General features: G+C 68.9%; 24 protein-coding genes. 7 read left to right on the top strand and 17 right to left on the bottom strand.

Features of this window, described 5'->3' with window-relative positions; genetic code table 11:
* Nucleotides 1-2 precede the first annotated feature (2 nt).
* Nucleotides 3-734, bottom strand: a complete 732-nt coding sequence (locus BMX29_RS10620; protein WP_092812550.1) for a GNAT family N-acetyltransferase — start codon at nucleotides 732-734, stop codon at nucleotides 3-5.
* Nucleotides 731-1,450 carry a competence/damage-inducible protein A gene (locus BMX29_RS10625; RefSeq protein ID WP_092812552.1) on the bottom strand — a complete coding sequence of 240 codons (720 nt, stop codon included), beginning with the start codon at nucleotides 1,448-1,450 and terminating at the stop codon, nucleotides 731-733. The genes BMX29_RS10620 and BMX29_RS10625 overlap by 4 nt, the downstream gene beginning before the upstream one ends.
* A gap of 48 nt (nucleotides 1,451-1,498) precedes the next feature.
* Between BMX29_RS10625 and sfsA the strand changes: the two genes are divergently transcribed.
* From sfsA to BMX29_RS10640, 3 genes are all read left to right on the top strand, one after another.
* On the top strand, nucleotides 1,499-2,206 hold the full coding sequence (gene sfsA / locus BMX29_RS10630; RefSeq protein WP_092812554.1) for a DNA/RNA nuclease SfsA: 708 nt from the start codon (nucleotides 1,499-1,501) through the stop codon (nucleotides 2,204-2,206).
* An 86-nt stretch (nucleotides 2,207-2,292) separates the two neighbouring features.
* The gene (gene map / locus BMX29_RS10635) at nucleotides 2,293-3,105 is read left to right on the top strand and encodes a type I methionyl aminopeptidase (protein WP_043845109.1); all 813 of its coding nucleotides are present in this window, start codon (nucleotides 2,293-2,295) and stop codon (nucleotides 3,103-3,105) included.
* The gene (locus tag BMX29_RS10640; protein WP_092812556.1) at nucleotides 3,098-4,306 is read left to right on the top strand and encodes an MFS transporter; all 1,209 of its coding nucleotides are present in this window, start codon (nucleotides 3,098-3,100) and stop codon (nucleotides 4,304-4,306) included. The genes map and BMX29_RS10640 overlap by 8 nt, the downstream gene beginning before the upstream one ends.
* A 10-nt stretch (nucleotides 4,307-4,316) precedes the next feature.
* Here BMX29_RS10640 and rsmD read toward each other — a convergent pair whose 3' ends face one another.
* On the bottom strand, nucleotides 4,317-4,877 hold the full coding sequence (gene rsmD / locus BMX29_RS10645) for a 16S rRNA (guanine(966)-N(2))-methyltransferase RsmD (protein ID WP_092812558.1): 561 nt from the start codon (nucleotides 4,875-4,877) through the stop codon (nucleotides 4,317-4,319).
* The gene (locus BMX29_RS10650; protein WP_092812559.1) at nucleotides 4,874-6,079 is read right to left on the bottom strand and encodes an NAD(P)/FAD-dependent oxidoreductase; all 1,206 of its coding nucleotides are present in this window, start codon (nucleotides 6,077-6,079) and stop codon (nucleotides 4,874-4,876) included. The genes rsmD and BMX29_RS10650 overlap by 4 nt, the downstream gene beginning before the upstream one ends.
* Nucleotides 6,080-6,156: 77 nt before the next feature.
* Between BMX29_RS10650 and BMX29_RS10655 the strand changes: the two genes are divergently transcribed.
* Complete coding sequence (locus tag BMX29_RS10655) at nucleotides 6,157-6,645, top strand: peroxiredoxin (RefSeq protein WP_043845103.1); 489 nt, start codon at nucleotides 6,157-6,159, stop codon at nucleotides 6,643-6,645.
* 199 nt (nucleotides 6,646-6,844) lie between these two features.
* Here BMX29_RS10655 and BMX29_RS10660 read toward each other — a convergent pair whose 3' ends face one another.
* The 8 genes from BMX29_RS10660 to BMX29_RS10695 all read right to left on the bottom strand — a co-directional run bounded on the left by BMX29_RS10660 (nucleotide 6,845) and on the right by BMX29_RS10695 (nucleotide 15,868).
* Nucleotides 6,845-7,231, bottom strand: a complete 387-nt coding sequence (locus BMX29_RS10660) for an ester cyclase (protein ID WP_043845102.1) — start codon at nucleotides 7,229-7,231, stop codon at nucleotides 6,845-6,847.
* A 75-nt stretch (nucleotides 7,232-7,306) separates the two neighbouring features.
* Complete coding sequence (locus tag BMX29_RS10665; protein WP_043845100.1) at nucleotides 7,307-7,597, bottom strand: 4a-hydroxytetrahydrobiopterin dehydratase; 291 nt, start codon at nucleotides 7,595-7,597, stop codon at nucleotides 7,307-7,309.
* Nucleotides 7,594-8,793 carry a GNAT family N-acetyltransferase gene (locus BMX29_RS10670; RefSeq protein ID WP_092812561.1) on the bottom strand — a complete coding sequence of 400 codons (1,200 nt, stop codon included), beginning with the start codon at nucleotides 8,791-8,793 and terminating at the stop codon, nucleotides 7,594-7,596. Before BMX29_RS10670 ends, BMX29_RS10665 begins: the two co-directional genes overlap by 4 nt.
* 139 nt (nucleotides 8,794-8,932) lie before the next feature.
* Nucleotides 8,933-9,688, bottom strand: coding sequence for a glycerophosphodiester phosphodiesterase family protein (locus BMX29_RS10675; RefSeq protein WP_092812562.1), 756 nt, complete (start codon nucleotides 9,686-9,688; stop codon nucleotides 8,933-8,935).
* Entirely contained in the window at nucleotides 9,685-10,149 is a 465-nt protein-coding gene (locus tag BMX29_RS10680) for a RidA family protein (RefSeq protein WP_092812564.1), read from the bottom strand. The genes BMX29_RS10675 and BMX29_RS10680 overlap by 4 nt, the downstream gene beginning before the upstream one ends.
* A 146-nt stretch (nucleotides 10,150-10,295) precedes the next feature.
* On the bottom strand, nucleotides 10,296-11,603 hold the full coding sequence (locus tag BMX29_RS10685; protein WP_092812567.1) for an HlyD family type I secretion periplasmic adaptor subunit: 1,308 nt from the start codon (nucleotides 11,601-11,603) through the stop codon (nucleotides 10,296-10,298).
* The gene (locus tag BMX29_RS10690) at nucleotides 11,600-13,336 is read right to left on the bottom strand and encodes a type I secretion system permease/ATPase (protein ID WP_092812570.1); all 1,737 of its coding nucleotides are present in this window, start codon (nucleotides 13,334-13,336) and stop codon (nucleotides 11,600-11,602) included. The genes BMX29_RS10685 and BMX29_RS10690 overlap by 4 nt, the downstream gene beginning before the upstream one ends.
* Before the next feature lie 312 nt (nucleotides 13,337-13,648).
* Nucleotides 13,649-15,868 carry a transglycosylase domain-containing protein gene (locus tag BMX29_RS10695; protein WP_092812573.1) on the bottom strand — a complete coding sequence of 740 codons (2,220 nt, stop codon included), beginning with the start codon at nucleotides 15,866-15,868 and terminating at the stop codon, nucleotides 13,649-13,651.
* 261 nt (nucleotides 15,869-16,129) lie between these two features.
* Between BMX29_RS10695 and BMX29_RS10700 the strand changes: the two genes are divergently transcribed.
* Both BMX29_RS10700 and BMX29_RS10705 read left to right on the top strand, forming a co-directional pair.
* The gene (locus BMX29_RS10700) at nucleotides 16,130-16,468 is read left to right on the top strand and encodes a P-II family nitrogen regulator (RefSeq protein ID WP_043845090.1); all 339 of its coding nucleotides are present in this window, start codon (nucleotides 16,130-16,132) and stop codon (nucleotides 16,466-16,468) included.
* Between the two features lie 70 nt (nucleotides 16,469-16,538).
* Nucleotides 16,539-17,891 carry an ammonium transporter gene (locus BMX29_RS10705; RefSeq protein WP_043845088.1) on the top strand — a complete coding sequence of 451 codons (1,353 nt, stop codon included), beginning with the start codon at nucleotides 16,539-16,541 and terminating at the stop codon, nucleotides 17,889-17,891.
* Between the two features lie 354 nt (nucleotides 17,892-18,245).
* On the opposite strand, the gene BMX29_RS10710 is transcribed toward BMX29_RS10705, so the two are convergent.
* The 5 genes from BMX29_RS10710 to puuE form a co-directional block, all read right to left on the bottom strand.
* On the bottom strand, nucleotides 18,246-18,695 hold the full coding sequence (locus tag BMX29_RS10710; protein WP_092812576.1) for a hypothetical protein: 450 nt from the start codon (nucleotides 18,693-18,695) through the stop codon (nucleotides 18,246-18,248).
* Between the two features lie 233 nt (nucleotides 18,696-18,928).
* Nucleotides 18,929-20,296 carry a uracil-xanthine permease family protein gene (locus BMX29_RS10715; protein WP_092812579.1) on the bottom strand — a complete coding sequence of 456 codons (1,368 nt, stop codon included), beginning with the start codon at nucleotides 20,294-20,296 and terminating at the stop codon, nucleotides 18,929-18,931.
* 75 nt (nucleotides 20,297-20,371) lie between these two features.
* Nucleotides 20,372-20,857 carry an ureidoglycolate lyase gene (locus tag BMX29_RS10720; protein ID WP_092812582.1) on the bottom strand — a complete coding sequence of 162 codons (486 nt, stop codon included), beginning with the start codon at nucleotides 20,855-20,857 and terminating at the stop codon, nucleotides 20,372-20,374.
* A 133-nt stretch (nucleotides 20,858-20,990) separates the two neighbouring features.
* A complete protein-coding gene (locus BMX29_RS10725; RefSeq protein ID WP_092812585.1) occupies nucleotides 20,991-21,842 on the bottom strand; it encodes a bifunctional allantoicase/(S)-ureidoglycine aminohydrolase in 852 nt (283 codons plus the stop codon).
* A complete protein-coding gene (gene puuE, locus BMX29_RS10730; RefSeq protein ID WP_092812588.1) occupies nucleotides 21,839-23,254 on the bottom strand; it encodes an allantoinase PuuE in 1,416 nt (471 codons plus the stop codon). Before puuE ends, BMX29_RS10725 begins: the two co-directional genes overlap by 4 nt.
* A 157-nt stretch (nucleotides 23,255-23,411) precedes the next feature.
* On the opposite strand from puuE, the gene uraH reads away from it, so the two are divergent.
* On the top strand, nucleotides 23,412-23,771 hold the full coding sequence (gene uraH / locus BMX29_RS10735) for a hydroxyisourate hydrolase (protein WP_092812591.1): 360 nt from the start codon (nucleotides 23,412-23,414) through the stop codon (nucleotides 23,769-23,771).
* Nucleotides 23,772-23,838: the final 67 nt, after the last annotated feature.

Consider the following 23,838-nt stretch of genomic DNA (forward strand, 5'->3'; position numbering starts at 1 on the left):
GGTCAGGCGGCGAGCGGGGCCGTGCGATAGTGATACCGGGCCACCGGCGTGAACCCAAGGCTCCCATATAGCGCGACGGCGGCCGCGTTCGCGTCGACACAGAGCGCGCCGATCGAGCGCGCGCCTTCCCCGGCTGCCCAGTGCGCGGCTGCGGCGGTCATCAGCCGCCCCAGTCCCGCACGGCGGAAGTCCGGGGCGATCTCCAGCGCGTGCAACACCGCGCGCCCGTCCGAGATCGCGCAGAAGCCGGCGCCGGCGGGCTTGTCGGTGAGGCGCCCGAGGAGGGCGGTCTTGGGGGACGCCGCGCGCTCCATCACCGCGAGGCGGTCCGCGCCGACACCGGCCGCGGCCCAGAGCTCGCGCTGGATCGCCAGCGGTTCCCACAACGCGAACACGGTGACGCGCGGGATGGCGATGTCGGCAAGCAGCGCGACCGGCGCGGCGAGGATCGTGACCAGGTCCTTCTTCGCGTAGCCCCGGGCCTCGAGCGCGACGTCGAGCGCGTCTTCCCCACCCCGGACCTGGAACAGCGGAGACTGCCCAAGCGCGCGCATCCCCGCCTCGGCGGCGGGAATGTCGGCCTCGCTCCAGCCATCGCGAGCGGTCGCGGCGGACACGCGCTGCCCGCCTCCACGCCCCTCGCGCAGGACGAAGCCCGGGCTGTGGTGGCGGGCGGCGGCCGGCCACGTCGCCTCGGCCGCCTCGAGCCACGCGGCGGCGTCGGGATCGGTCATGAAAAGAGCGCGTGCAGCCGTGTCGCCGCCTCGTTCAGGCGGGCGCTGTCGGTCCCCCGGACCACCACGTTCGCACCGTAGACGCCGTTCTCGCTGAACGGATACGATCCGAAAGCGAGGTCATCGAACTCGCGCGCGAGATCGCGCAGCGGGCCGGCGATGTCGCCCTCGGCACGCTCCACCCGGATCGACTGCGACATCAGTGGCGTGCCCGCATTCAGCGTCGGCAGCACCCGGTCGAGCATCGAGGTGAACACCGACGGCACGCCGGCCATGACGTAGACGTTGCCGATCCGGAAGCCCGGCGCGGCCGAGACGTCGTTCTCGATCAGCTCGGCGCCGTCGGGGATGCGGGCCATGCGCAGCCGCGCCTCGTTCAGCTCGCGCCCGGTCTTGGCGTAATGCGCCTCCATCAACGCCTTGGCGTCCTCGCGCACGTCGATGTGGACACCGAAGGCCGCGGCGACCGCATCGGCGGTGATGTCGTCATGCGTGGGCCCGATCCCGCCCGAGGTCACGAGGATGTCGTGGGTCTCGCGCAGCGCGTCGACAGCGGCGACGATGGCGTCGTGGTCGTCGCTGACGATCCGCGCCTCCTTCAGGTCGATCCCGGCGGCGGTGAACTGTTGCGAGAGGTGGTGAAGATTGGCATCCCGCGTGCGTCCCGAGAGGATCTCGTCCCCGATCACGAGCATTGCGGCGGTCGGGTTGGGCATTGCGGTTCTCCTTCACGCGCGGTCTGGGCAGAGGTATAGGCCCGGCCCATGCGCTTTCAAACCCCACTGGTTCCGGCGACCCTGATCCGCCGATACAAGCGGTTCCTCGCGGACGCGACGCTGGACGATGGCCGCGAGGTGACGGCCCACTGCGCCAATCCCGGCTCGATGATGGGGTTGGCTACGCCGGGCTCCCGCATCTGGCTGGAGCCGAACGACGACCCGAAGCGCAAGCTCAAGTGGGCCTGGAAGCTGGTCGAACATGCGGACGGTCACTTCACCGGTGTCGATACCGGAGCGGCGAACCGGGTCGTGCGCGCAGGGCTCGAGGCCGGCGCCATTGCCGGGCTCGAGGGCTACGACACCGTGCGCCCCGAGGTTCGCTACGGCGAGAAGAGCCGCGCGGACTTCCTGCTGACCGGGGCCGACCGCGCGGAGGCGTGGGTCGAGGTGAAGTCGGTCACGCTGTCGCGGACGCCCGGCGTTGCGGAATTTCCCGACAGCGTGACGGCCCGCGGGGCGCGGCATCTCGACGAACTGGCGGCGATGGCGGGATCCGGGGCGCGGGCGGTGATGCTCTACCTCGTGCAGCGCACCGATGCCGAGCGCGTGACGCTCGCCGCGGACATCGACCCGGCCTACGCGGACCGCTTCCGGGCCGCCCGGGCAGCGGGGGTGGAGGCGCTGGCCGTGGGCTGCGCGATCTCGCCCGCGGGAATCGGGCTTGGTGCCCCCTTGCCGTTCACCGACCCCTGAACCTGTCAAGCTGCACTGCAGCGAAGGGGTGGCATTCGGCGGTCTCTCGCACTATCTTCCGCGGCGAAACGTAAAGGTGGTTCGGTTTGAACGAAGAGACACGTGGCCGTCTCACGCGTGACGGCATCCGCATCTACGAGCCCGGCGACTACGCGGGCATGCACGCCGCCGGCAAACTGGCCGCCCAGCTGCTGGACGAGGCGGCCGAACACGTGTGGCCGGGCCAGACCACCGCGGCGATCGACGACTACATCCGTGCCCGGATCGAGGAAGAGGGCGCGACCTCGGCCACGATCGGCTACAAGGGCTACCAGCACGCCACCTGCATCAGCGTGAACCACGTGGTCTGCCACGGCATTCCCGGGCCCAAGACGCTGAAGGATGGCGACATCCTCAACATCGACATCACCGTGATTGTCGATGGTTGGTATGGCGACACCAGCCGCATGTACGTGGCCGGCAAGCTGAGCCGCAAGGCCGAGCGCCTGATTCAGGTGACCCACGACTCGCTGATGGTGGGAATCGAGACCGTGAAACCCGGCAACACCTTCGGTGACATCGGCCACGCCATCCAGGCCTATGTCGAAAGCCAGCGCATGTCGGTGGTCCGCGATTTCTGCGGGCACGGTCTGGGCCGCGTGTTCCACGCACCGCCGAACGTGCTGCACTACGGCCGCGCAGGCACCGGCCCGGTGCTCGAAGAAGGCATGTTCTTTACCATCGAGCCGATGGTGAACCTTGGCCGCCCCGAGACAAAGGTGCTTGCCGACGACTGGACGGCGGTGACCCGCGACAAGTCGCTCTCGGCCCAGTTCGAACACTCGGTCGGCGTGACTTCCGACGGCGCCGACATCTTCACCCTGTCCCCGGCGGGCCGGTTCCACCCGACATATGACTGACACCGCACCCGCCGTAGAGGCGGCCACGGACTCGGACGCGCCCAGCGACGTGATCTGGACGCTGTCGGCCTGCAACTTCGTTATCGGCATGGGCGCCTTCGTGGTGATCGGGCTTCTGGACCCGGTCGCGCAGGGCTTTGACGTGCCGCGAGGCCAGGCCGGGTGGCTGATGACGGTTTACGCCATCGCCTACGCGATCCTGTCGCCCCTGCTGGTCTCGGCCACGGGCCGGATCGGCCGTCGCCGGGTGCTGGCGCTGGGCCTCGTGGTATTCGGTGCCGGGATGCTGGTCTGCGCGCTGGCGCCGACGCTCTGGACCCTGATGGCCGGGCGCGGACTGGCCGCCGCCGGGGCAGGCATGTTCACGCCCGTCTCCGCCGCAGTGGCCGCCGCCCTGAGCCGTCCCGAGGTGCGGGGCCGCGCGCTCGCCGCGGTGGTGTTCGGCCTGACGCTGGCGCAGGTGGCCGGCGTGCCCGCGGGCGGCTTCATCGCCTACACCTTCGGCTGGCGGGTGGCGTTCTGGCTGATCCTCGCGCTGGCAGTCGTCGGCGTTGCGCTGGTCTGGACCCGCGTGCCCAAGGGCCTACGTTTCGCGCCGGTCCGCCTCGCCGACCTGGGCATCGTGCTGCGCGACGGGCTGGCGATGGGCGCGGTGCTGTTCACCTCGTCCTTCCTCGCCTCGGTCTTCATCCTTTACACCTACCTGACGCCCTTGCTGGCCGACAGCATGGGGTGGGAGCGCAATGGCATCACGCTGATGCTGGTGATCTATGGCGTGGGCGCCGTGCTGGGGAACCTGATGGGCGGCTGGATGGCCGATCGTCTGGGTGCGATCCGGACGCTGGTCACCCTGACCGCGTGCCAGATCGTGGTGATGCCAGTGTTCTCCTTCCTGCCTTACCCGGAGGCCGCCGTGATGGTTCTGGCCTTCGTCTGGGCGCTGGTCGGCTGGTCGTTCATGGCCGCGCAGCAGGTGCGACTGCTGGCCATCGCGCCGGATGAAGCGAGCGTCGTGCTCGCCCTGAACGCTGCGGCGATCTACATCGGTGCCGCCATCGGATCGGCCGTGGGCGGGGCGGTCCTTGGTGCGTTCGGTCCGTCCGGGCTCGGCATCGCGGGCGGGCTTGCGGCGATCTGGGTGATGACGCACATCCTGCTGTCGCACCGCGCAGCGAGGGCGTCGGGCCGCGAGGTCGGCTGAGACCCCTGGTCTAGCCCACGGCCTCGAACAGCGTGACGTGGGTGTCGCCGTAGCGCCGCGTCTCGAGCAGCGTGAACCCCTCGGGCGGGTCCTGCGGCGCGCTGTCTTCCCACACCACCAGCGCACCGGGCGCGACCCAGCCGGCGGCGCGGGCGGCGGCCAGCGCCGGAGCGCCGAGGCCCTTGCCGTAAGGCGGGTCCAGAAAGACCAGCGTGGTCGCTGCTTCGGCCGGGGGCAGGCGAGCGGCGTCGTGACCGATGATCCGCACCTCGTCCGCCACGCCCAGTGTCTTCACGTTCTGCCGCAGCAGACCCTGCGCCGCGCGGCCCTTGTCCACGAACGTCACATGGGCCGCGCCGCGCGACAGCGCCTCGAGCCCCAGCGCGCCGGTCCCGGCGAAAAGGTCCAGCACCCGTGCCCCTTCGATCGGATCACCGAAGCGGCCGCCCTCCAGCACGTTGAACAGCGCCTCGCGCGTTCGGTCGGTCGTCGGCCGCAGATGGCCGCCGGGGTCGCCTTTGCCGACAGCGGCAAGCGGCCGTCCCCGGAAACGTCCGGCCACGATCCTCATGCCAGAAGCTCCTTGAGATCGGTTTCGGGGTCGGCAACCGCGTCCGGGTCCGGAGAGCGTCCGGCCTCGATAAGGCGCTTGGCGACCATGTAGGCGCGCGGGTCGTTCATCGCGTCCACCGCCAGAAGCCGGTCGCCGGCGAAGTACCAGAACGAGACGGACCCGGCCTTGCCCGCGCGGCGCACCACGCGATCGTGCCCGGCGTTCAGTCCGGCTATCTGCAGCTTGGTGTCGTACTGGTCGGACCAGAACCACGGCTTCGCCACGTAGGGGGTGCCCGCGCCCAGCATGTTGTCGGCCACCGCCTCGGCCTGGTCTATGGCGTGCCCCACGCTTTCCAGCCGCAGGCGGCCACCGTTCCACGGGAAGGAGGCGCAGTCGCCCGCCGCCCAGATGTTCGGATCCGAGGTGCGTCCCATCTCGTCGGTGGCGATGCCGTCGGCCATCTTGAGGCCCGCCGCCTCGGCCAGATCGGTCGCAGGGGCGATGCCGACGCCGGCGATCACGAAGTCCACGGGGATCTCGGTGCCGTCGGTCAATCGCGCAGCCTCCACGCGGTCCTCTCCGAGCAGCCGATCGAGGCCCACGCCCTCGCGCAGGTCGACGCCGGCGTCGCGGTGCAGGGTCCGGAGCACCTCGGCCGTCTCGGGCGCTGCCACCCGTCCGAGGATACGGTCGTTCATCTCGACCAGCGTGACATGCAGCCCCCGCTTGGCGGCCACCGCCGCGGCTTCGAGCCCGATATAGCCGCCGCCCACGATCAGCACGCGCGCGCCCTCCGCGAAGCGCGGGGCCATGTCGTCCACGTCCGCCAGTGTGCGGACGGTCGCGACGCCGTCGAGACCGCCGCCGATGGCTGCAGGCAGGCGACGCGGCGCGGACCCCGTCGTCAGCGCCAGCGCGTCCCAGTGCAGCACCTCGTCGCCCACCGTCACCGTGCGAGAATCACGGTCGATCCCGGTCACAGGCGCGCCGAGGCGCAGATCGATTCCCTGGTCTGCGTAGAAGCTTTCCGGGCGCAGGTAGAGCCGTTCGACCGGCATCTCGCCCAGGAGATAGGCCTTGGAGAGCGGCGGACGCTGGTAGGGCGGCACCGGCTCCGCGCCGATCAGCGTCAGTGCACCGGTGTAGCCCTTCGCCCTCAGCCGCGCGCAAAGAGATGCGCCGGCCTGGCCTGCGCCCACGACCACGATCCTGTCCATGCCTCGTCCCCGGATTGTCTTTCCCGGGCGCAACCTACATGGCGCCCGGATACAATGACAATCGACGGAGAGCTGACATGCCGATTTCCAAGGGCGATACGCTGCCGGGCGCGACGCTGGCGCGGCTGGGCGAGGACGGACCCGAGACCGTGGACCTGGGCGAAAAGCTCAAGGGCCGCCGCGTGGTGATCTTTGCGGTGCCGGGGGCCTTCACGCCCACCTGTCACTCGGCCCACGTGCCGAGCTTCATCCGCACCAAGGAGAAGTTCGACGAGAAGGGCGTGGACGAGATCATCTGCCTCGCGGTGAACGACGTCTTCGTGCTCAAGGCCTGGGCCGAGGCGACCGGCGCGGACAAGGCGGGGCTGACCATGCTGTCGGACCCCGAGGGCAGCTTCACGCAGGCGATCGGCATGGATTTCACCGCGCCGCCCGTGGGCATGATCAACCGCTCCAAGCGCTACGCGATGGTGGTCGAGGACGGCATGGTCAAGTCGCTCCACGAGGAAGAGAACCCCGGCCAGTGCGACACCTCGGCAGGCGAGGCCCTGCTCGAAACGCTCTGAGACGGACACCGCCCCGGTCCGTGCCCAGCGGGACCGGACCGGTGGCGTTTCGCGTCCGACTCCAAGGCACCACGCTCTCGCAGTCATCTGCGGGGGCGTTTTCGTCCGCTGTTTGTCATTGGGCAAACGGTCTAGCCACGGCTCGCGCTCTTGGACCAGACACCCGATGCGCCGTCCGTCTACCCGATCCCGAAACCGCTCAAAGCTGGGCGTCTATGGCGGCCTTGTCGATCACGGACCAGACACGAGCGATCCGGCCTTCCTCGAACTCGTAGAAGACGTTCTCCGTAAAGTGCACCTGCCTGCCGTTCACCGGCATGTCGAAAAGCAGAGCCTGCGGCGTGCAGTCGAAGGCGAGGCCAGCGGCAACAAGCGGTGGGTCGCAGGCGAGACGCTCGATGTGGAAGGACAGGTCGGGGATCGCCGCGAAGTCTTCGACGAGCATGTCTCGGTAGCCCGCGAGGCCGATGACGGCCCCGTTGTAGGTCACGTCTTCGGCGACGAACCGGTGAAGGTTCGGCCAGTCCTGGGCGTTCAGGCAGGCGATGTAGCCACGATAGGCCGCGACGATGTCGTCCCGAGTCACTGCGTCGCCTCCGGCGTTCCCACATGCGAAAGGGGCGGCCGCGCGGACCGCCCCTTCCCGATCAAAGCAAAGTCTTCAGATCGCGTCCATCTTCCGCGCGAGCTTGGCGTCGCGCGAAGACAGTCCGCCGACGTCATGGCTGGTCAGCGTGACCTCGACGGTGTTGTAGGTGTTCGACCACTCGGGGTGGTGGTCCCACTTCTCGGCCCACATCGCGGCCGAGGTCATCCAGCCGAAGGCTTCGGTGAAATCCTCGAACTTGTAGGTCTTGGTGATCGCGTCGCGCCCCTCGGCCATGGCCCAGCCGGTCTCGAAGAGCGGCGCCAGCATGGTTTCTCGGGCGGTGTCGCTCAGCTTCTCGCTCATTCCTGTTCCTCCACGTTCGCTTTCCGGAAGGGACCGTAGGACGTGAGGATCTCGATATCCTCGTCCACGGCCCGTCGCTCGGCCGCGAGGTAGCGCGCGACCGCCTCGGCGAAACCCTCCTCGGCAACCCAATGCAACGAATGGGTTTCTGCCGGCAGGTATCCGCGGGCAAGCTTGTGCTCGCCCTGCGCGCCGGCCTCGACACGGTCGAGACCTTGCTCGATGGCGAACTGGATCGCCTGGTAGTAGCAGGCCTCGAAATGCAGGCACGGGTGATGCTCGGTACAGCCCCAGTAGCGGCCATAGAGCGCCTCGCGCCCGATGAAGTTCAGCGCCCCGGCCACGTAGTGTCCATCGCGATGCGCCATGACCAGCGCGATGTCGTCGCGGAGCACCTCCTGCGCGATGTCGAAGAAGGCGCGGGTCAGGTAGGGCGACCCCCATTTCCGCGCGCCGGTGTCCTGGTAGAACCGCCAGAACGCGTCCCAGTGTTCCGGGCGGAGAGCGTCGCCGGTCAGCACCTCGATCTCGCCGCCGAAGTCCTGCGCCGTTCGCCGCTCCTTGCGGATGGTCTTGCGCTTGCGCGACGAGAGGTCCGCAAGGAAGGCGTCGAAGTCGGCGTAGCCGCGATTGTGCCAGTGAAACTGCTGCGTCACCCGCCGCATCAGGCCCATCTTCTCGCCGGCGATGGCCTCGCCCTCGGTGCAGAACGTGATGTGCAGCGACGACAACTCGTTCTCCGAGGCCAGCTGCACAGCGCCCTGCACCAGCGCGGAGGCGCCCACGGTTTCATGTCCCGGCTTCGTCAGGAAACGCCGTCCGGTGGCGGGGGTGAAGGGCACCGCGATCTGAAGCTTCGGGTAGTAGGGCCGGCCGGCCCGTTCCAGCGCGTGCGCCCAGGAGTGGTCGAAGATGTATTCGCCCTGGCTGTGGCCCTTGGCGTAGAGCGGCGCGCAGGCGATCACCTCGCCGTCGACCTCGGCCGTCAGGTAGAGCGGGTCCCACCCGGTCCCGCTGCCGACCGAGCCGCTGTCTTCGAGCGCCGAGAGGAAGCGGTAGGTGGTGAACGGATCGTGTGGGCGTCCGCCGTCCGCCGCTTCGGGGCAGGCGCAGGCGTCCCACGTTTCCCGGCCGATACCGGCGATGGTCGGATGCGTGGTGACGGAGATCGTGCGGCTGGGGCTTTCGCGGTTCATGGAGGCTCCCTGTTCCGGAGCAGGATGTGTGTCCTGCACGGTCCGGATCAAGCCGGGGGCGCCGACGGGTCGCGGGGCCGTGAGGTTCCGCCGCGCCACGCGCTGTGAGATGCCCGCGCGGCAGGCAGAGGTGCCGTGCTCAGGGGCGGTAGCCCTCGAACGTCACGGTGTCGGCGACGGCGCGGGATCGTGCCTCCTCCTCGGACGAGCGGATGGTCCAGCACAGGATCGGCAGGCCCTGCGCCTTGAGTTCCGCGATCCGGGGCGATCCGAGGTCGGCGGCCTCGTGGCTGACGAAGGCGGCCTCGGTCGCGTCGACGTCCGGGATGGCGCGAAGGCGCGCTCGCACGGACTCGGGCAGGGTGGGCCAGTCGTCGGGGCGGAATGCGGATGTGGTCAGCCCCCGGGCGATGCCGGGCGAAAGCTGCTGCATCGCCGCCACGCTGGAGGGGTTGAACGACATCACAGCGACGGGGCCGTCGTAGCCCTCGAGCGCGGTCGCGGCGGCGTGTTCCAGCAGGCCGACCTTGGGCCCCATGCGGCCATCCTGGTCCTTGATCTCGACAAGCAGCGGAACCCGGCCGCCGACCAGCTCCAGCACCTCCGCGAAGGTCGGGATACCCTCGCCGTCGCCGCCTTTCAGGGGAAGGGCCTCGAGCTCCGCGGCCGAGCGCTGGCGGATCGGGCCGGAGGCCTCGGTCAGGCGGCGCAGGTCGTAGTCGTGAAAGACCATCGCCGTGCCGCAGGCCGCCAGTTGCAGGTCGATCTCCACGCCGTAGCCCACCGCGATCGCCGCGCGGATTGCCGCGCGGCTGTTTTCGGGCCTCCCGTCGTCCACGTCGTGCAGCGCACGGTGGGCGAGGGGGGTCTCGATGAAACTCGGGTCGAGGATCATTCGATCTCGAAGATCGCCTCGATTTCGACGGCAACCCCCATCGGAAGGGACGCGGCCGAAACGGCCGAGCGGGCATGTGCCCCGGCGGTGCCCATGACTTCACCGAAAAGGTCTGAGGCGCCGTTCACCACTTTTGGCTGGTCGATGAAGTCCGGCGTGGAGTTCACGAAGCCCACGAGCTTCACGACGCGCTTCAGTCGCGACAGGTCTCCGTCGAGCGCTGCCTTGGCCTGCGCCAGCAGCGAAAGCGCGCAGTACTGCGCGGCCTCGGCGCCCTCCTCGGCCGACATGCTTTCTCCGAGCTTGCCGGTGATGAGCCCGTCGGGCCGCTGGCTGATCTGGCCCGAGACGTAGAGCGTGTCGCCGCAGCGCACGAAGGGCACGTAGTTGGCCGCCGGTGCGGGCGCCTCGGGCAGGGTGTGGCCGAGTTCCGTCAGGCGGGTCTCGATGGCGTGGGTCATGTGGCCTCCGATCTCTGGTTCGGGGCACACGCTAGAGCGCCGCGCGGGCGGCGGCGAGGGGTTTCCGGCACTGTCGGAGGAAAAGGCCGGTCCTGCACCGGCTGGTCGGGACCGGCCCCGCGGGACGGGGGCCGGTCCGGGCGCGCTCAGCTTTCGCGGAACGCCTTGGCGAAGTAGTCGGTGAAGGGCTTCGTCAGGTAGGCCAGCGGCGTGCGGTCGGCGGTGCGGATGAACGCCTCCACCGGCATGCCGGGAATGAGGGTCGTACCCTCGGGCAGGCGGTCGATCTGGCCCTCGCTCAGCATGATCTCGGCGCGGTAGTAGCTGGTGCCGCGCTCTTCGTTGGTGAACGCGTCCGCCGACAGCTGCGTGACCTTGCCGAACAGTTCCGGCGTCTGTCGCTGGTCGAGTGCCGAGAACCGGAGCGTCACCTCCTGGCCGACAAATGTCTTGTCGATGTGGATCGGGGGCACCTGCGCGGTGATGATCAGCGGCCGGTCCTGCGGCACGATGTACATCACCGGGTCGGCCGCCCGGATCACCGAGCGCGGGGTGTAGACCTGCAGGCCGTAGACGACACCGCCGACCGGCGCCGTGATGTCGAGCCGGGACAGCTGTTCGCGCAGGCGGCGGCGTTCTTCGGCCAGCTCGCGCTCGCGATATTGCAGGTCGCGCAGCTGGGTGATCGCCTCCTCGCGGCGCGTGGTTTCGAGCTTGAGCTGTTCGATCTCGATCTCGGTCACGCGCCCCTCGGCCTGTGCCTTGGAAGCACGAAGTTCGCCGACGCGGCCCGAAAGGTTGGCCTCTTCGCGCTGAAGGGCCAGCACGCGGCTCGCCTGCGCGAGGCCACGGTCGAGCAGCGATTGCTGGTCGGCCAGCTCGCTTTCGATCAGCTCCAGCTGGCGGGTCAGCGCCTCCTGCTGCGAGTCGATCCCGGAGATCTGGTCGGTGGTCTGCTGGGCCCGCTTCTGAAGCTGTTCGATCTCGCGCGCGGTGGTGTCGTTCCGGGCGAGGAAGAGGTTGCGCTGGCCCTCGACGGTGTCGGCGATCTCTTCGTCGGACTGTGCGACCTCGAGCACCTCGTCGGGGAAGGTGATGTCCTCGGCCTTGTCACGCTCGGCCTGGAGGCGGGCGCGGCGGGCCATGAGTTCGAAATACTGGTCCTCGACAACGGTCAGTTCGGACAGGAGCAACGTCGGATCGAGCCTGATCAGGACGTCGCCGGCCTCCACCACGTCGCCCTCGTCCACGAGGATCTCGGAGACGACGCCGCCGTCGGGGTGCTGGACCACCTGCCGGTTCTGGTCCACCTCGATCTGGCCGCCGGCGATGATGGCGCCCGAGATGTTCGTGGTGGCGGCCCATGTCCCGAAGCCGCCAACCAGCAGCAGCAGGACAAGAAGCCCGAGGATCATCGGGCCGCGCAGGCGGAAGTCGCTGTTTTCGGAGCTCATCGCACACCTCCCGGCATCGCGGCCGTCTTCTGGATCTGCTCGTGGTTCTTGACCATGGACTTGAGCACCTCTTCCTTCGGCCCGAAGGCGGCGCGGGCGCCGTTCTCGAGCATCAGGAGCACATCGCATTCCTGGATGGCGGCGGGGCGGTGGGCCATGATGATGGCGGCCTTGCCCTCTGCCTTCATGCGCTTGATCGCCTGGTTCACGGCCTGGCTGCCCTCGTTGTCGAGGTTCGAGTTCGGCTCGTCGAGCACGAGGATGACCGGGTCGCCGTACATGGCGCGGGCGAGACCGATCCGCTGCATCTGCCCGCCCGAGAGCTTGCCGCCGGTGGGCGAGACGCGGGTGTTGTAGCCGTCGGGCAGCTTGAGGATCATCTCGTGCGCGGCGGCCTTCTTGGCCGCCTCGACGATGGCCGCGTCGTCCGGTGCCTGGCTGAGACGCGAGATGTTCTCGGCGATGGTGCCGTCGAACAGCGTCACGCGCTGCGGCAGGTAGCCGATATGCTCACCCAGGACGTCCGGGCCGTACTGGTCCAGCGTCGCGCCGTCGAGCCGGACCTTGCCGCCCGCCGGACGCCACACGCCGGTCAGCGCCCGCGCCAGCGTCGACTTGCCCGCGCCCGAGGGCCCGATCACGCCGAGCGCCTGGCCGGGCTCGAGATTGAAGGACACGATCCGCAATGCGGCCTGCTGCTCGCCCGGGGGCACCACGGTCAGCTGCTGCACGTCGAGCTTGGCGCGCGGACGGGGCAGTGCGGTCCGCGGCTGCTCGGGCGGGACCTCGGACAGAAGCTGCGCGAGGTTGTGCCAGCCCTTGCGGGCCCGCTCGACCAGCGGCCACTGGCCGATGGCCAGTTCGATCGGCGCCAGCGCGCGGCCCATCAGGATCGAGCCCGCGATCATCGCGCCGGGCGTCAATTCGCCTTGGAGGACGAGATATGCGCCCAGGCCCAGCATCGCCGATTGCAGGAGAAGGCGCAGCGTGCGGGTGAGCGTGGTGAACGAGCTGGTGAGGTCGGCCGACCCGATCTGGCCCGACAGCGACTTCCTGCGGGCGTCCGACCAGCGCAGGAACGCTGCGCGGCGCATTCCGAGGGCGTGGACCATCTCGGCCTCTTGCCGCACCTGGTCCGAGATCTTCTCGGACTGCATGGTCAGCACGTTGGACTTGAGCGTCGGGTTGCGGGAGACGAACTGGTTTACGATGGCGATCGCGATCAGGACCGCGCCGCCGGTGATGGCGAGGTAGCCGAGCCACGGGTGGAACAGCATGATCCCGAACAGGAAGACCGGGGTCCACGGGATGTCGAAGATGGCCATCAGCACCGGCGAGGACATGAGACGCTGCACCGACTCGAGATCGCGCAGGCCGGTCGCCGAGAGCTGGTCGGGCTGGACCGCGGACTTGCGGACCACGGCGTCGAAAACGCGGGTGTCGAGCTTCGACTGGAAGCGCGCGGCGACGCGGCCCATGACCCGGCCCCGAACATAATCCAGAAGGCCCATCATTCCGTAAAGGAAGACCACCAGCACCGACAGCGCGACGAGCGTCGCGATCGAGCGCGAGCCAAGCACCCGGTCGTAGACCTGAAGCATGTAGAGCGGCCCGGTCAGCATCAGCATGTTTACGAAGAAGCTGAAGATCCCGACGAACCAGTAATACGGTCGGCTTTCCCGCCGAACCTTGCGCAGCTCTTCGTAGCCGCGCTCGTTGTCCTGCCCCTGCATGTCGTCCCTCGTTCCCGAACGGTCCCTTCGGGCCCGCGACATTGCCCTGCAAGGCCGGGTGTTCCCGGTCCGGCCCGAGGCGGCGCGCCCGCTGTTACCTAATAGATGAACGGCCCGTCTCACAAATCCTTTGACGCGGAAAGGCGCCGCGAGGGGCCGATCTGGGACCGCCTAAGGCGAACGCACAACCTGTGGGGGCGCTCGGCACGATGTCGCCGGGGACGTGTCCCGCCACGGGCGCATCTTCGCCGAATCGGCCCCTGCGCCCGCGCCGCCCGCGACAGGGGCGATTCGCAGACCCAAGGGTGAGGATCAGTTGCCGAAGATGTCGCGTAGAACGCGGCCCACGAAGTCGCCCACGGGGTCGTTGTTCTGAGGCTGCTGCGGCTGCCGCTGCTGTTGTTGCGGCTGCGGTGCCTGCTGCGGCTGCGGCGTCTGCTGCACGGTGCGCTGAGGCGGCTCGGGCACCGACATCGGAAGCGGCTTGGGCTCGATCCCGTCATGCACCCGGACCATCAGATCGTGCCAGATCTCGGCCGGCAGGCCACCCCCGGTCACGCCGGTCAGCGGCGTGTTGTCGTCGTAGCCCATCCAGACGCCCGCCACGTAATCGGCCGTGAAGCCGACGAACCACGCGTCGCGCTGTTCGTTCGAGGTGCCGGTCTTGCCCGCCGCCTGCCGGTCGGGCAGGCGCGCACGGGCGCCGGTGCCCTCCGAGACGACCTTTTCCAGCATGAAGACCAGCTCGCGCGCGGCCTGCTCGCGGATCACCCGCTCGCCCATGCCGCCGCGGCGGCCGACGAGGGGCTCGTCGTCGCCCTTGATGGTCAGAGACTCGATTCCGTAGGGCGCAACCGACGAGCCGCCGTTCAGGATACCTGCATATGCGCCGGTCATCTCGAGCAGCGAGGCCTCGGACACGCCGAGTGCCACCGACGGCGTGTCGACCACGTCGGATTTGATGCCGAAATCTGTCGCCACCTTGGCCACGAGGTCGCGGCCCGCTTCCTCGGAGACCTTCACCGCGGGGATGTTGCGCGACTGCTTGAGCGCGTCGATCAGCGTCATCGGACCCGAGAAGTTGCGGCTGTAGTTCTTGGGACACCACTGGCCCGAGCCGGGGATATTCATGCAGAACGGTTCGTCCACGACGGTGTCGTAGGGCGACCGGCCCAGTTCCAGCGCGGTGGCGTAGACGAAGGGCTTGAACGCCGATCCGGTCTGACGCTGTGCCTGTGCGGCGCGGTTGAACACGCCCGACACACCCGTCTTGCGGCCGCCGACCATGGCGCGCACCGCACCATCGGCGGACATAACGACGATCGCCGCCTGCGCCTTGGAGCTGTCGCGGACCTTGGCCTCGAAGACCGACTTCATCGCGGCTTCGGCGGCATTCTGGATGCGAGGATCGAGCGTCGTGCGAACGTCCACGTCCTGCCGCGAGTCGACGTTCACGAAGGGCGGCAGCGTTTCCATGATCCAGTCGGCGAAATAGCCGCCCCGGTTCTGCTCGGCCTCTTCCGACAGGGTCGCGGGATTGGCCCGGGCGCGGTCGGCCTCCTCGGCGGTGAGATAGCCCTGATCCTCCATGAGGTTCAGCACGGTCGCCGCCCGGTTCTGCGAGCGTTCGAGATCGTTCGTCGGCGCAAGCGTCGTCGGAGCGGTCAGCAGGCCCGCGAGCATCGCCGCTTCGGCAGGGCGCAGCGCCGCAGCGGGCTTGGAGAAGTAGCGCTGCGATGCGGCCTCGGCGCCATAGGCGCCGCCGCCCATGTAGGCGCGGTTGAGGTAGATCGAGAGGATGTCGTTCTTGGAGTACTTGGCCTCCATCGCGATGGCGTAGATCGCCTCCTTCGCCTTCCGGACAAGCGAGGTTTCGCGGCAGTCGGAGATATAGGCGGATTCGCTTTCCCACTCGCTGGCATCGTACTCGTTGCCGAGGCACAGCAGTTTGGCGGTCTGCTGTGTGATGGTCGAGCCGCCGTGGCCCTGAAGCGGGCCGCGGCCTTCGCGCAGGTTGATCCGAATCGCGCTGGCCACGCCGCGCGGCGAGACGCCCATGTGCCAGTAGAAGCGCCGATCCTCGGTCGCGATCACCGCGTTCTTGAGATGCTCGCTGACCTGGTCGGCCCGCACCGCACCGCCGAACTGGTCTCCGCGCCAGGCAAAGACGCGATCCTCGCGGTCGAACATCGTGACCGAACCCTGCGCCCGTCCGTCGAGGAGCTGGTCCACCGGCGGCAGCGTCACGTAGGTTAGGCCCACGAGCGCGCCCAGCGCGAGGGCGGCCACCAGCGCGACCCGCGACGTCACGATCCAGATCAGCCGTCCGAAGAACCCGAAGACGCGCTGGATGAGCCCCGCGAGCCCGCGCTTCGCCGGCCGACGCGCGCCGCGGCGGCTGCTCTTGCGCGCCGTCCGCGAGGACTTGACCCGCGCACCCTTGGCCGCGGACTTCTCCGTGCTCTTGCTCGAGGACTTTGGATAGCGGCGATCCGCCACCAGCTTTCCGCGCCCGCGTCCCGTCTTGCTCATGTCGTCCTGCCCGGCCTTTCGGTCTTTGCGACGCAAGATAAGGGCTGTCGCCCCGGATGTGGACCCGGTGCGGTTCCATTACGAGGCTTTTAATGTTGCTCAAATTTTAGGCTATCGCGCAAGTTTGTGCAAAAAATGTGCAACAGCACCTGGCCAATCGGCGCAAAAACGGGCGTTTCGCCTTCCCACGCCGGACAACCCTCGTCTTTCTGCAACAGCGAAAAGACGCAGGTCCGGCCTGCCCAACAGAAAGGGACCCAGGTGAAACTCATCATTGCGACGATCAAGCCGTTCAAGCTCGAGGAGGTCCGCGAGGCGCTGACCGCCATCGGCGTGCGCGGCATGATGGTGACCGAGATCAAGGGCTTCGGCTCGCAGTCCGGTCACACCGAGATTTATCGCGGCGCCGAGTACGCGGTGAACTTCGTGCCCAAGATCAAGCTCGAGATCGTGGTTGCCGAAAGCATGTCCGAGCAGGTCGTCGAGACGATCACCAAGACCGCCCAGACCGGCAAGATCGGCGACGGCAAGATCTTCGTTCTGGACGTCGCGCAGGCCGTGCGTGTGCGCACCGGAGAGACCAACGCGGACGCCATCTGACCGCCGCCCGCCCCGAGCTGAGGGGGTGGGGGGACCAGACGTCCGATACGATCCAAGGGAAACGGAACACATGAAACTCAAGCATCTGCTGGCGCCCGCGACGGCGCTGATCCTGGCCCCGGCGCTGGGCTTCGCGCAGGAGGCGGCCGAGGGGGCCGAAGCCGCCGCCGAGGTCGCCGAGGCCGCTCCGGGCGTCACGCCCTACATCTTTACCACGCTGCTGTTCCTGATCGGCGGCTTCCTGGTGTTCTGGATGGCCGCCGGCTTCGCCATGCTCGAGGCGGGCCTCGTGCGCTCCAAGAACGTCACCATGCAGCTGACGAAGAACATCGCGCTCTTCTCGATCGCGGCGATCATGTACTGGCTGATCGGCTTCAACCTCATGTATCCGGGCGACGGCTGGACCGTGCCGGGCTATGTCGGCGCGATCTTCGTGCCCACCGTGCTCGAGCCCGTGGGCCTCGGCGCCGCCGATGCCGCGCTCGACTATGCGTCGGTCGGCTCGGACTTCTTCTTCCAGCTGATGTTCTGCGCCACCACCGCGTCGATCGTGTCGGGCACCCTCGCCGAGCGCATCAAGCTCTGGCCGTTCCTGATCTTCGTCGTCGTCCTGACCGGCGTGATCTACCCGATCGAGGCGTCCTGGCAGTGGGGCGGCGGCTGGCTGTCCGAGATGGGCTTCTCCGACTTCGCGGGGTCGACCCTCGTGCACGCGGCGGGCGGCTTCGCGGCCCTTGCAGGCGCCCTCATCCTCGGACCGCGGATCGGCAAGTACCGTGACGGCCGCACCGTGCCGATGCCGGGCTCGAACCTCGCGCTCGCCACGCTCGGCACGTTCATCCTGTGGCTCGGCTGGTTTGGCTTCAACGGCGGCTCGCAGCTGGCGGCCGGCACCGTGGGTGACGTGACCGACGTGTCGCGCATCTTCGCCAACACCAACATGGCCGCGGCCTCGGGTGCCGTCATCGCGCTGATCCTGACGCAGGTGATGTACAAGAAGCCCGACCTCACCATGACCCTGAACGGCGCGCTGGCCGGCCTCGTGTCGATCACCGCGGGCCCGCTCGACCCCTCGCTCTTCGGGGCGCTCTGGATCGGCGCGGTCGGCGGCATCATCGTGGTCTTCACCGTGCCGATGCTCGACAAGATGAAGATCGACGACGTCGTCGGCGCCATCCCGGTCCACCTGCTGGCGGGCATCTGGGGCACCATCGCCGTGCCGTTCTACACCGAGGGCACGTCGTTCGTGACGCAGATCATCGGCATCGTGGCCATCGGCATCTTCGTCTTCGTCGTCTCCGCGATCGTGTGGTTCATCCTCAAGGCGGTCATGGGCATCCGTGTCAGCGAAGAGGACGAGATCAACGGTCTCGACATGGCCGAGATGGGAATGGAGGCCTACCCCGACTTCACCAAGGGCTGACCTCCTCCTCCTCCCGGTTGGCCCCTCCCGGGCCCGGGCGAGCACTCTCGCCCGGGCCTTTTTCATGTCACGGCCTTTGCCTCCGCCCCCCCGCGTGGCGGTCCATAACGCGTTCCGGGCGCGGCCTGCAGCGAAGCATTTCGTGGGAAGCGCGGCCCGCTGCGGTCGCCCTGACCGGCGGCGCGTGCGGCGTTGAGGGGCCAAAGATCATGGCCTGTCACGCACGCCTCGGCTTAGAGAGCACGACCGCCGCACTTCGTTCGCGCGCTGGCGGAGAGAGAGCGCACGAACACCTGGACCCGACCCGCGATGGTGCCGATCGCGCCCGACGTCCGAATTCCCTTCCCTGCAAGTCTAGGCGCGTCCGTGGCACCCGCCGAGCCGCGCCCGGCACTCCGCGCACAGAAGCGGCAGGCCCGCCCGCTCCGCGGCCAAGACCACGGGCAGAAGCGCCTCGGGCCGCACCAGGAACATCGCGTGCTCGAGCGCCGCCTCCCGTTCCCCCTCGGTGGCAAGGCGAACAACCGTCAGGATCGCCTCCTCGTCGGGGGTGAGGCGTTCATCCTCGGGGGCCGCCACCAATGGCGCTACCCAGGCCGATCGCCAGAGCCGCCCGCGCAGGTCCTCGAACGCGCTCAGGCAGCCACGCGCCCGCGCCGAACCGAGGGCGCCGCAAAGGTCGTCCCATGCGCGGGCCTGTGCTTCGGGGCCGCGCGGCCAGAGCCGCAGGAGGATCAGAAGACGCCGGTCCGGCCCGGCTAGGTCCGAGAGGCGGCGGGGCGGGACGTGGGACGCATCGGGCATGGTCGGGCTCTACTCGGATGGATGCGCCAATACCTGACCAAAATAGTCAGGATGACAACTCGCGCCACGCGAAGCCGGCGCCTGCCGTTTCTTCCCGGCGAAAATATTCTCGCCGAGGGCCGCGCATTCCACGTGTCCTTCGGCTCGGGACGCGGCACCGACCGAAGTCTATGCCCTGCTTCTTCTCGTCGAAAAATACTTCCGCCGGAGGCTCCGGCGGGAGCAACCTGCACTCAGACCAGGTCCTCTGGCAGCAGCAGGTTCAGGGCGATCGAAATCACCGCCGCCGGCAGCAGTCCGCTGGTGAGCAGGATCCGCAGCGTGTCGGGCAGGTGCTGCAGCGCAGTCGGCTCCAGCTGCAGCCCGAGGCCCAGCGACAGCGACACCGCGAAGATCACCATGTTCCGCCGCGACCAGGCGACCTCGGACAGCATGTTGACGCCCGCCGCGCAGACCATGCCGAACATGACGATCACGCCGCCGCCCAGAACGTTGATCGGCACGGTCGAGACGATGGCGCCGAATTTCGGCACCAGCCCGCAGACGATCAGGAACAGCGCGCCGATGGTGACGACGTGGCGGCTCATCACGCCGGTCATCGAGATCAGTCCGACGTTCTGGCTGAACGAGGTGTTGGGCAGGCCGCCGAACAGGCCGCCGACCGCGGTCCCGAGGCCGTCGGCGTATGTCGCGCCCGCGATCTCGTCGTCGGTGGCTTCACGGCCCGCGCCGCCCTTGGTGATACCAGACACGTCGCCCACCGTCTCGATCGCAGAGATCACCGCCATGAAGCACATGCCGAGGATGACGGCGAAGTTGAACTCGATGCCCCAGACGAACGGGTTCGGCAGGGCGAAGGCGGCGGCGTTGCCGACATTGCCGAAGCTCACCTGCCCCATGAGCAGCGCGACACCGTAGCCTGCGACCAGTCCGATCAGCACCGCGGCCACCGAGAGGAGGCCGCGGGTGAAGAACTTGACGGCGAGCGTCACTGCCACGACCACCAGAGCCGGGAACCACATGGCGAAGGTGCCGAAGTCCTCGGTGCCCATCTTGGGCACGCCGCCCGCGGCGTACTGGATGCCCACGCGGATCAGCGCGAGGCCGATCATCAGCACGATCAGGCCGGTCACCAGCGGCGGCAGGGCGTAGCGGATGCGTCCCACCACGGTGCCGAGGCAGAAATGGAAGATGCCGCCGATCACCACGCCGGTCATCAGCCCGGCGAGGCCCGCTGTGCCCTGTCCGGCCACCGCCGGGATCATGATCGGCAGGAATGCGAAGCTCGTGCCCTGCACGATCGGCAGCCGCGCGCCGACCGGGCCGAAGCCGATGGTCTGGAACAGCGTGGCGATGCCGGCGAACAGCATCGACATCTGGATCATGTAGATGAGGTTCGGGAAGTCCGGGCTGTCGGACCCGAAGCCGAAGCCCGCAGCGCCCGCGACGATGATCGCGGGCGTCACGTTCGAGACGAACATCGCCAGCACGTGCTGGATGCCCAGCGGAACCGCCTTCGCGAGCGGCGGGGTGTAGTTGGGATCGGCCAGTTGCTCGGCGGTGCCGAGGGACCGGTCCGGGGTAACCAAAGCGTCTGTCATGTCATGTGTCCCTGTCTGGACGGAGGGGCCCGGCCCCGCATTCTGTCGCGCGGGGTCACGGAGGAAGGGGGCCGGTCAGGGCCCGACGATCAGCACGGGCTCCTCCAGCACGTGCTCTTCGAGATTCGCGCCCGGCCCGATACGGTCGATCACCGCGAAGCGGCCGGGGGCGTGAAGGGGGGTCAGGACGCCATGCCAGGTGCCGCGGGCAAGGTTCACCCCCTGGCCCGGCGCGGCGACGAAGGCATGGATCGGACCGGGCTGTGCGCCGTCCTCGGCCACGATCACCAGCCACGGATGCTCGTGCATCGGAACGAAGGCCTGACTGCCCTCGGGATGCCGCTCCACGAGGTCGAGCGTGTAGGGCAGCGCGCGCGGTTCGGCGAGGAACAGGCTGACGCCCGGCCGTCCCGCATCGTCCATGTCGAGCGTCGCGCGGTCGTGCCAGCGCCCGCAGAGCCCGCGGTTGATGATCCGGTCGGGTTCGCCCGCGCAGTCGAGGACCTCGCCGAAGGGGGCGAACGCGGAGGGCGTCAGGGGGCGGGCGGCGATCTCGCGCATCAGCTCCGGCCTCCGGTCTGGCGGTTCGGCCGGGGGGGCGTCTGCCCCCCGGGCCCCCCGAGAGTATTTGCCCCGAGAAGAAGGGGACTGGTCGGCGCCCCGAGCCGGTGCGGAGCGAAGGGGCCGCTCGCCATCACAGCGACAGCTCCGGGTGGCGGTTCACGTCCTTGTAGAGCAGGTAGCGGAATGGCTCGGACCCCTTGGCGATACAGGCCTGCGGGCAGAAGGCACGCAGCCACATGAAGTCGCCCGGGCCGACATGGACCCAGGTGTCGTTCAGGAGGTAGTCGGCCTCGCCCTGCAGGACGTAGAGGCCGTGCTCCATCACGTGGGTCTCGGCGAAGGGAATGCGGCCGCCGGGCCGGAAGGTGACGATGTTGACGTGGAAATCGTGCCGCAGGTCGAGCGGATCGACGAAGCGCTGGGTGGCCCAGACTCCGTCCGTGTCGGGCATCGGCACCGGGGTCACGTCATCGTCGTGGGTGATGCGCGCTTCGGGCGGGGATATGCCACGCACCTTCCGGTAGCGTTTCCGGATCCAGTGGAAGCCGCAAGGCTCGTCACCGATGTTGAAGATCGTCCAGACCGCCGAGGCCGGGATATAGGCGTAGCTGCCGGGCCGCAGGTCGTAGGTGTCGCGGCCGAGGGTCAGCCGGGCTTGCCCGTGTGCCACGAAGATCACCGCCTGCGCGTCGTGGTCCGGCTCGGGCGCGTTCGAGCCGCCGCCTGGGGCGAGCTCCACCGCGTATTGCGCGAAGGTCTCGGCAAATCCCGAGAGCGGGCGCGCGAGGATCCAGGCGCGGGCATGCACCCAGCCGGGCAGGAACGAGGTCACGATGTCGCGCATCGTGTCCGCGGGAATGACCGCGTAAGCGGTGGTGAAGATCGCGCGGCCCTCGGGGTCTTGCCGCTGGTCGGGCAGGCCGCCGGGCGGGAAGGCGTAGGTTGCGGTCGGCGCGGGGCGGATGTCGGACGCGTCTCTCATGCCAGAGCCTCCAGTCGAAGGCGGGCGATGCGCTCCACCTGCCGGCAGGCGGTGCCGATCTCGGTCGGCGTGTCGTTGTCGAGCCGGGCCTCGAAGGCGCGCAGGATCGACGCCTTGTCGTGGTCGCGCACCGCGATGATGAACGGGATGCCGTGCTTGGCGGTGTAGCGGTCGTTGAGTTCGGTGAACCGCGCGCGTTCGGCGTCGGTCAGGGCGTCGAGCCCGGCGCTGGCCTGTTCGGCGGTGGACTCGGCCGTCAGCCGGCTGGCGGCGGCAAGCTTGCCGGCGAGGTCGGGGTGGGCGCGCAGGACCGCGAGGCGTTCGTCGTCCGAGGCGGTGCGGAACGCCCGCGCCAGCGCGTTGGCGAGCCCCGCCGGTCGGTCGTGGGCCGGGCCCAGTTCCAGCGCGTGGGCGCGTTCGGCCACCCAGGGCGAGTGCTCGTAGATGCCGCCGTAGCGGGCGACGAAGCTGTCGCGGTCCATCTCGGACGGACGCGCGCCCCTGGCGACGGGCGGATGCGTCGCGGCCCAGTGGTGCGCGATGTCCGCGCGGCGGGCGATCCAGACGTGGTCGTGGGCGGCCACGTGGTCGAGGAAGCGCGCGAGGCCCGCCGCCTTGCCGGGGCGGCCGACCAGGCGGTTGTGCAGGCCGACGCTCATCATGGCGGGGCGGCCGGCCTCGCCCTCGGCATAGAGCGCATCGAAGGTGTCGATCAGGTAGTCGCCGAAGTCGCGGCCGGTGACCCAGCCCGGCGCTACGGCGAAGCGCATGTCGTTGGCCTCGAGAGTATAGGGGATCACCAGCTGGTCGCGGTCGCCGAAGCGGCGCCAGTGCGGCAGGTCGTCGTCATAGGCGTCCGAGACGTAGGAAAAGCCGTCGGCCTCGGCGACGAGGCGCATGGTGTTGTCCGAGCAGCGCCCGGTGTACCAGCCCTCGGGCCGCGCCCCGGTGACCTCTTCGTGCAGGCGGATCGCCTCGGTGATCGCGGCGCGTTCCTCCTCGGGGGGCATATCCTTGTGCTCGACCCATTTCAGGCCGTGGCTCGCGATCTCCCACCCGGCGTGCTGCATCGCCTCGAGCTGTTCGGGCGAACGGGCAAGCGCGGTGGCCACGCCGTAGACGGTGACGGGAAGGGCCCGCTCGGTGAACATGCGGTGCAGCCGCCAGAACCCGGCGCGGGCGCCGTATTCGTAGATCGACTCCATGTTCCAGTGCCGCTGGCCCGGCCAGGAGGCGGCGCCGGCGATGTCGGAAAGAAACGCCTCGGAGGCCGCGTCGCCGTGCAGGACCGCGTTCTCGCCGCCCTCCTCGTAGTTGAGCACGAGCGAGATGGCGATCTTCGCGCCGCCGGGCCAGCGCGGATCCGGACGGTCCGGCCCGTGGCCGATCATGTCGCGGGGATAGCGGTTCATTTTCGTGGCCTGTCCTCTTTTGATCCGGCACGATAACGGTTCAGGGCCTCGTGCATTTTCAATTATTTCCGCAAGGTGCTCCGGGGGTGCCCGTCGTTCGCACCCTGCCCAAGATGGCGGCATAGCCCGTGCCCGCCGCACACGAAAGGAGCCGTTCATGGCCGAGGGATACCTCACCACCCACGTCCTCGACATCGCGCGGGGCGTGCCCGCCGCCGGTCTCGCCGTCACGCTGTGGCGAATCAACGGGGACGACCGGACCATGATCGCCGAGACGGTGACCAATGCCGACGGCCGCACCGACGCGCCGATCCTGCCGAAGGACGCCTTCGCGCCCGGGACCTACGAGCTGGTCTTCGCCGCGGGCGCCTATCTCGACGCCGCGGGCACGCCGCCGGAGACGCCGCGCTTCCTCGACGAGGTGCCGATCCGGTTCGGCATCTCCGACCCGGAAGCGCATTACCACGTGCCGCTGCTGCTCTCGCCGTTCGGCTACTCGACCTACCGCGGCAGCTGAGGCCGGCCGCGCCGCGGCGTCCCGCCTCGGGCCGCGGCTCTCGGGAAATTGCGAGGGAAATGCGTGT

The organism is Roseivivax marinus, assembly GCF_900109705.1.
Lineage (GTDB): Bacteria > Pseudomonadota > Alphaproteobacteria > Rhodobacterales > Rhodobacteraceae > Roseivivax > Roseivivax marinus.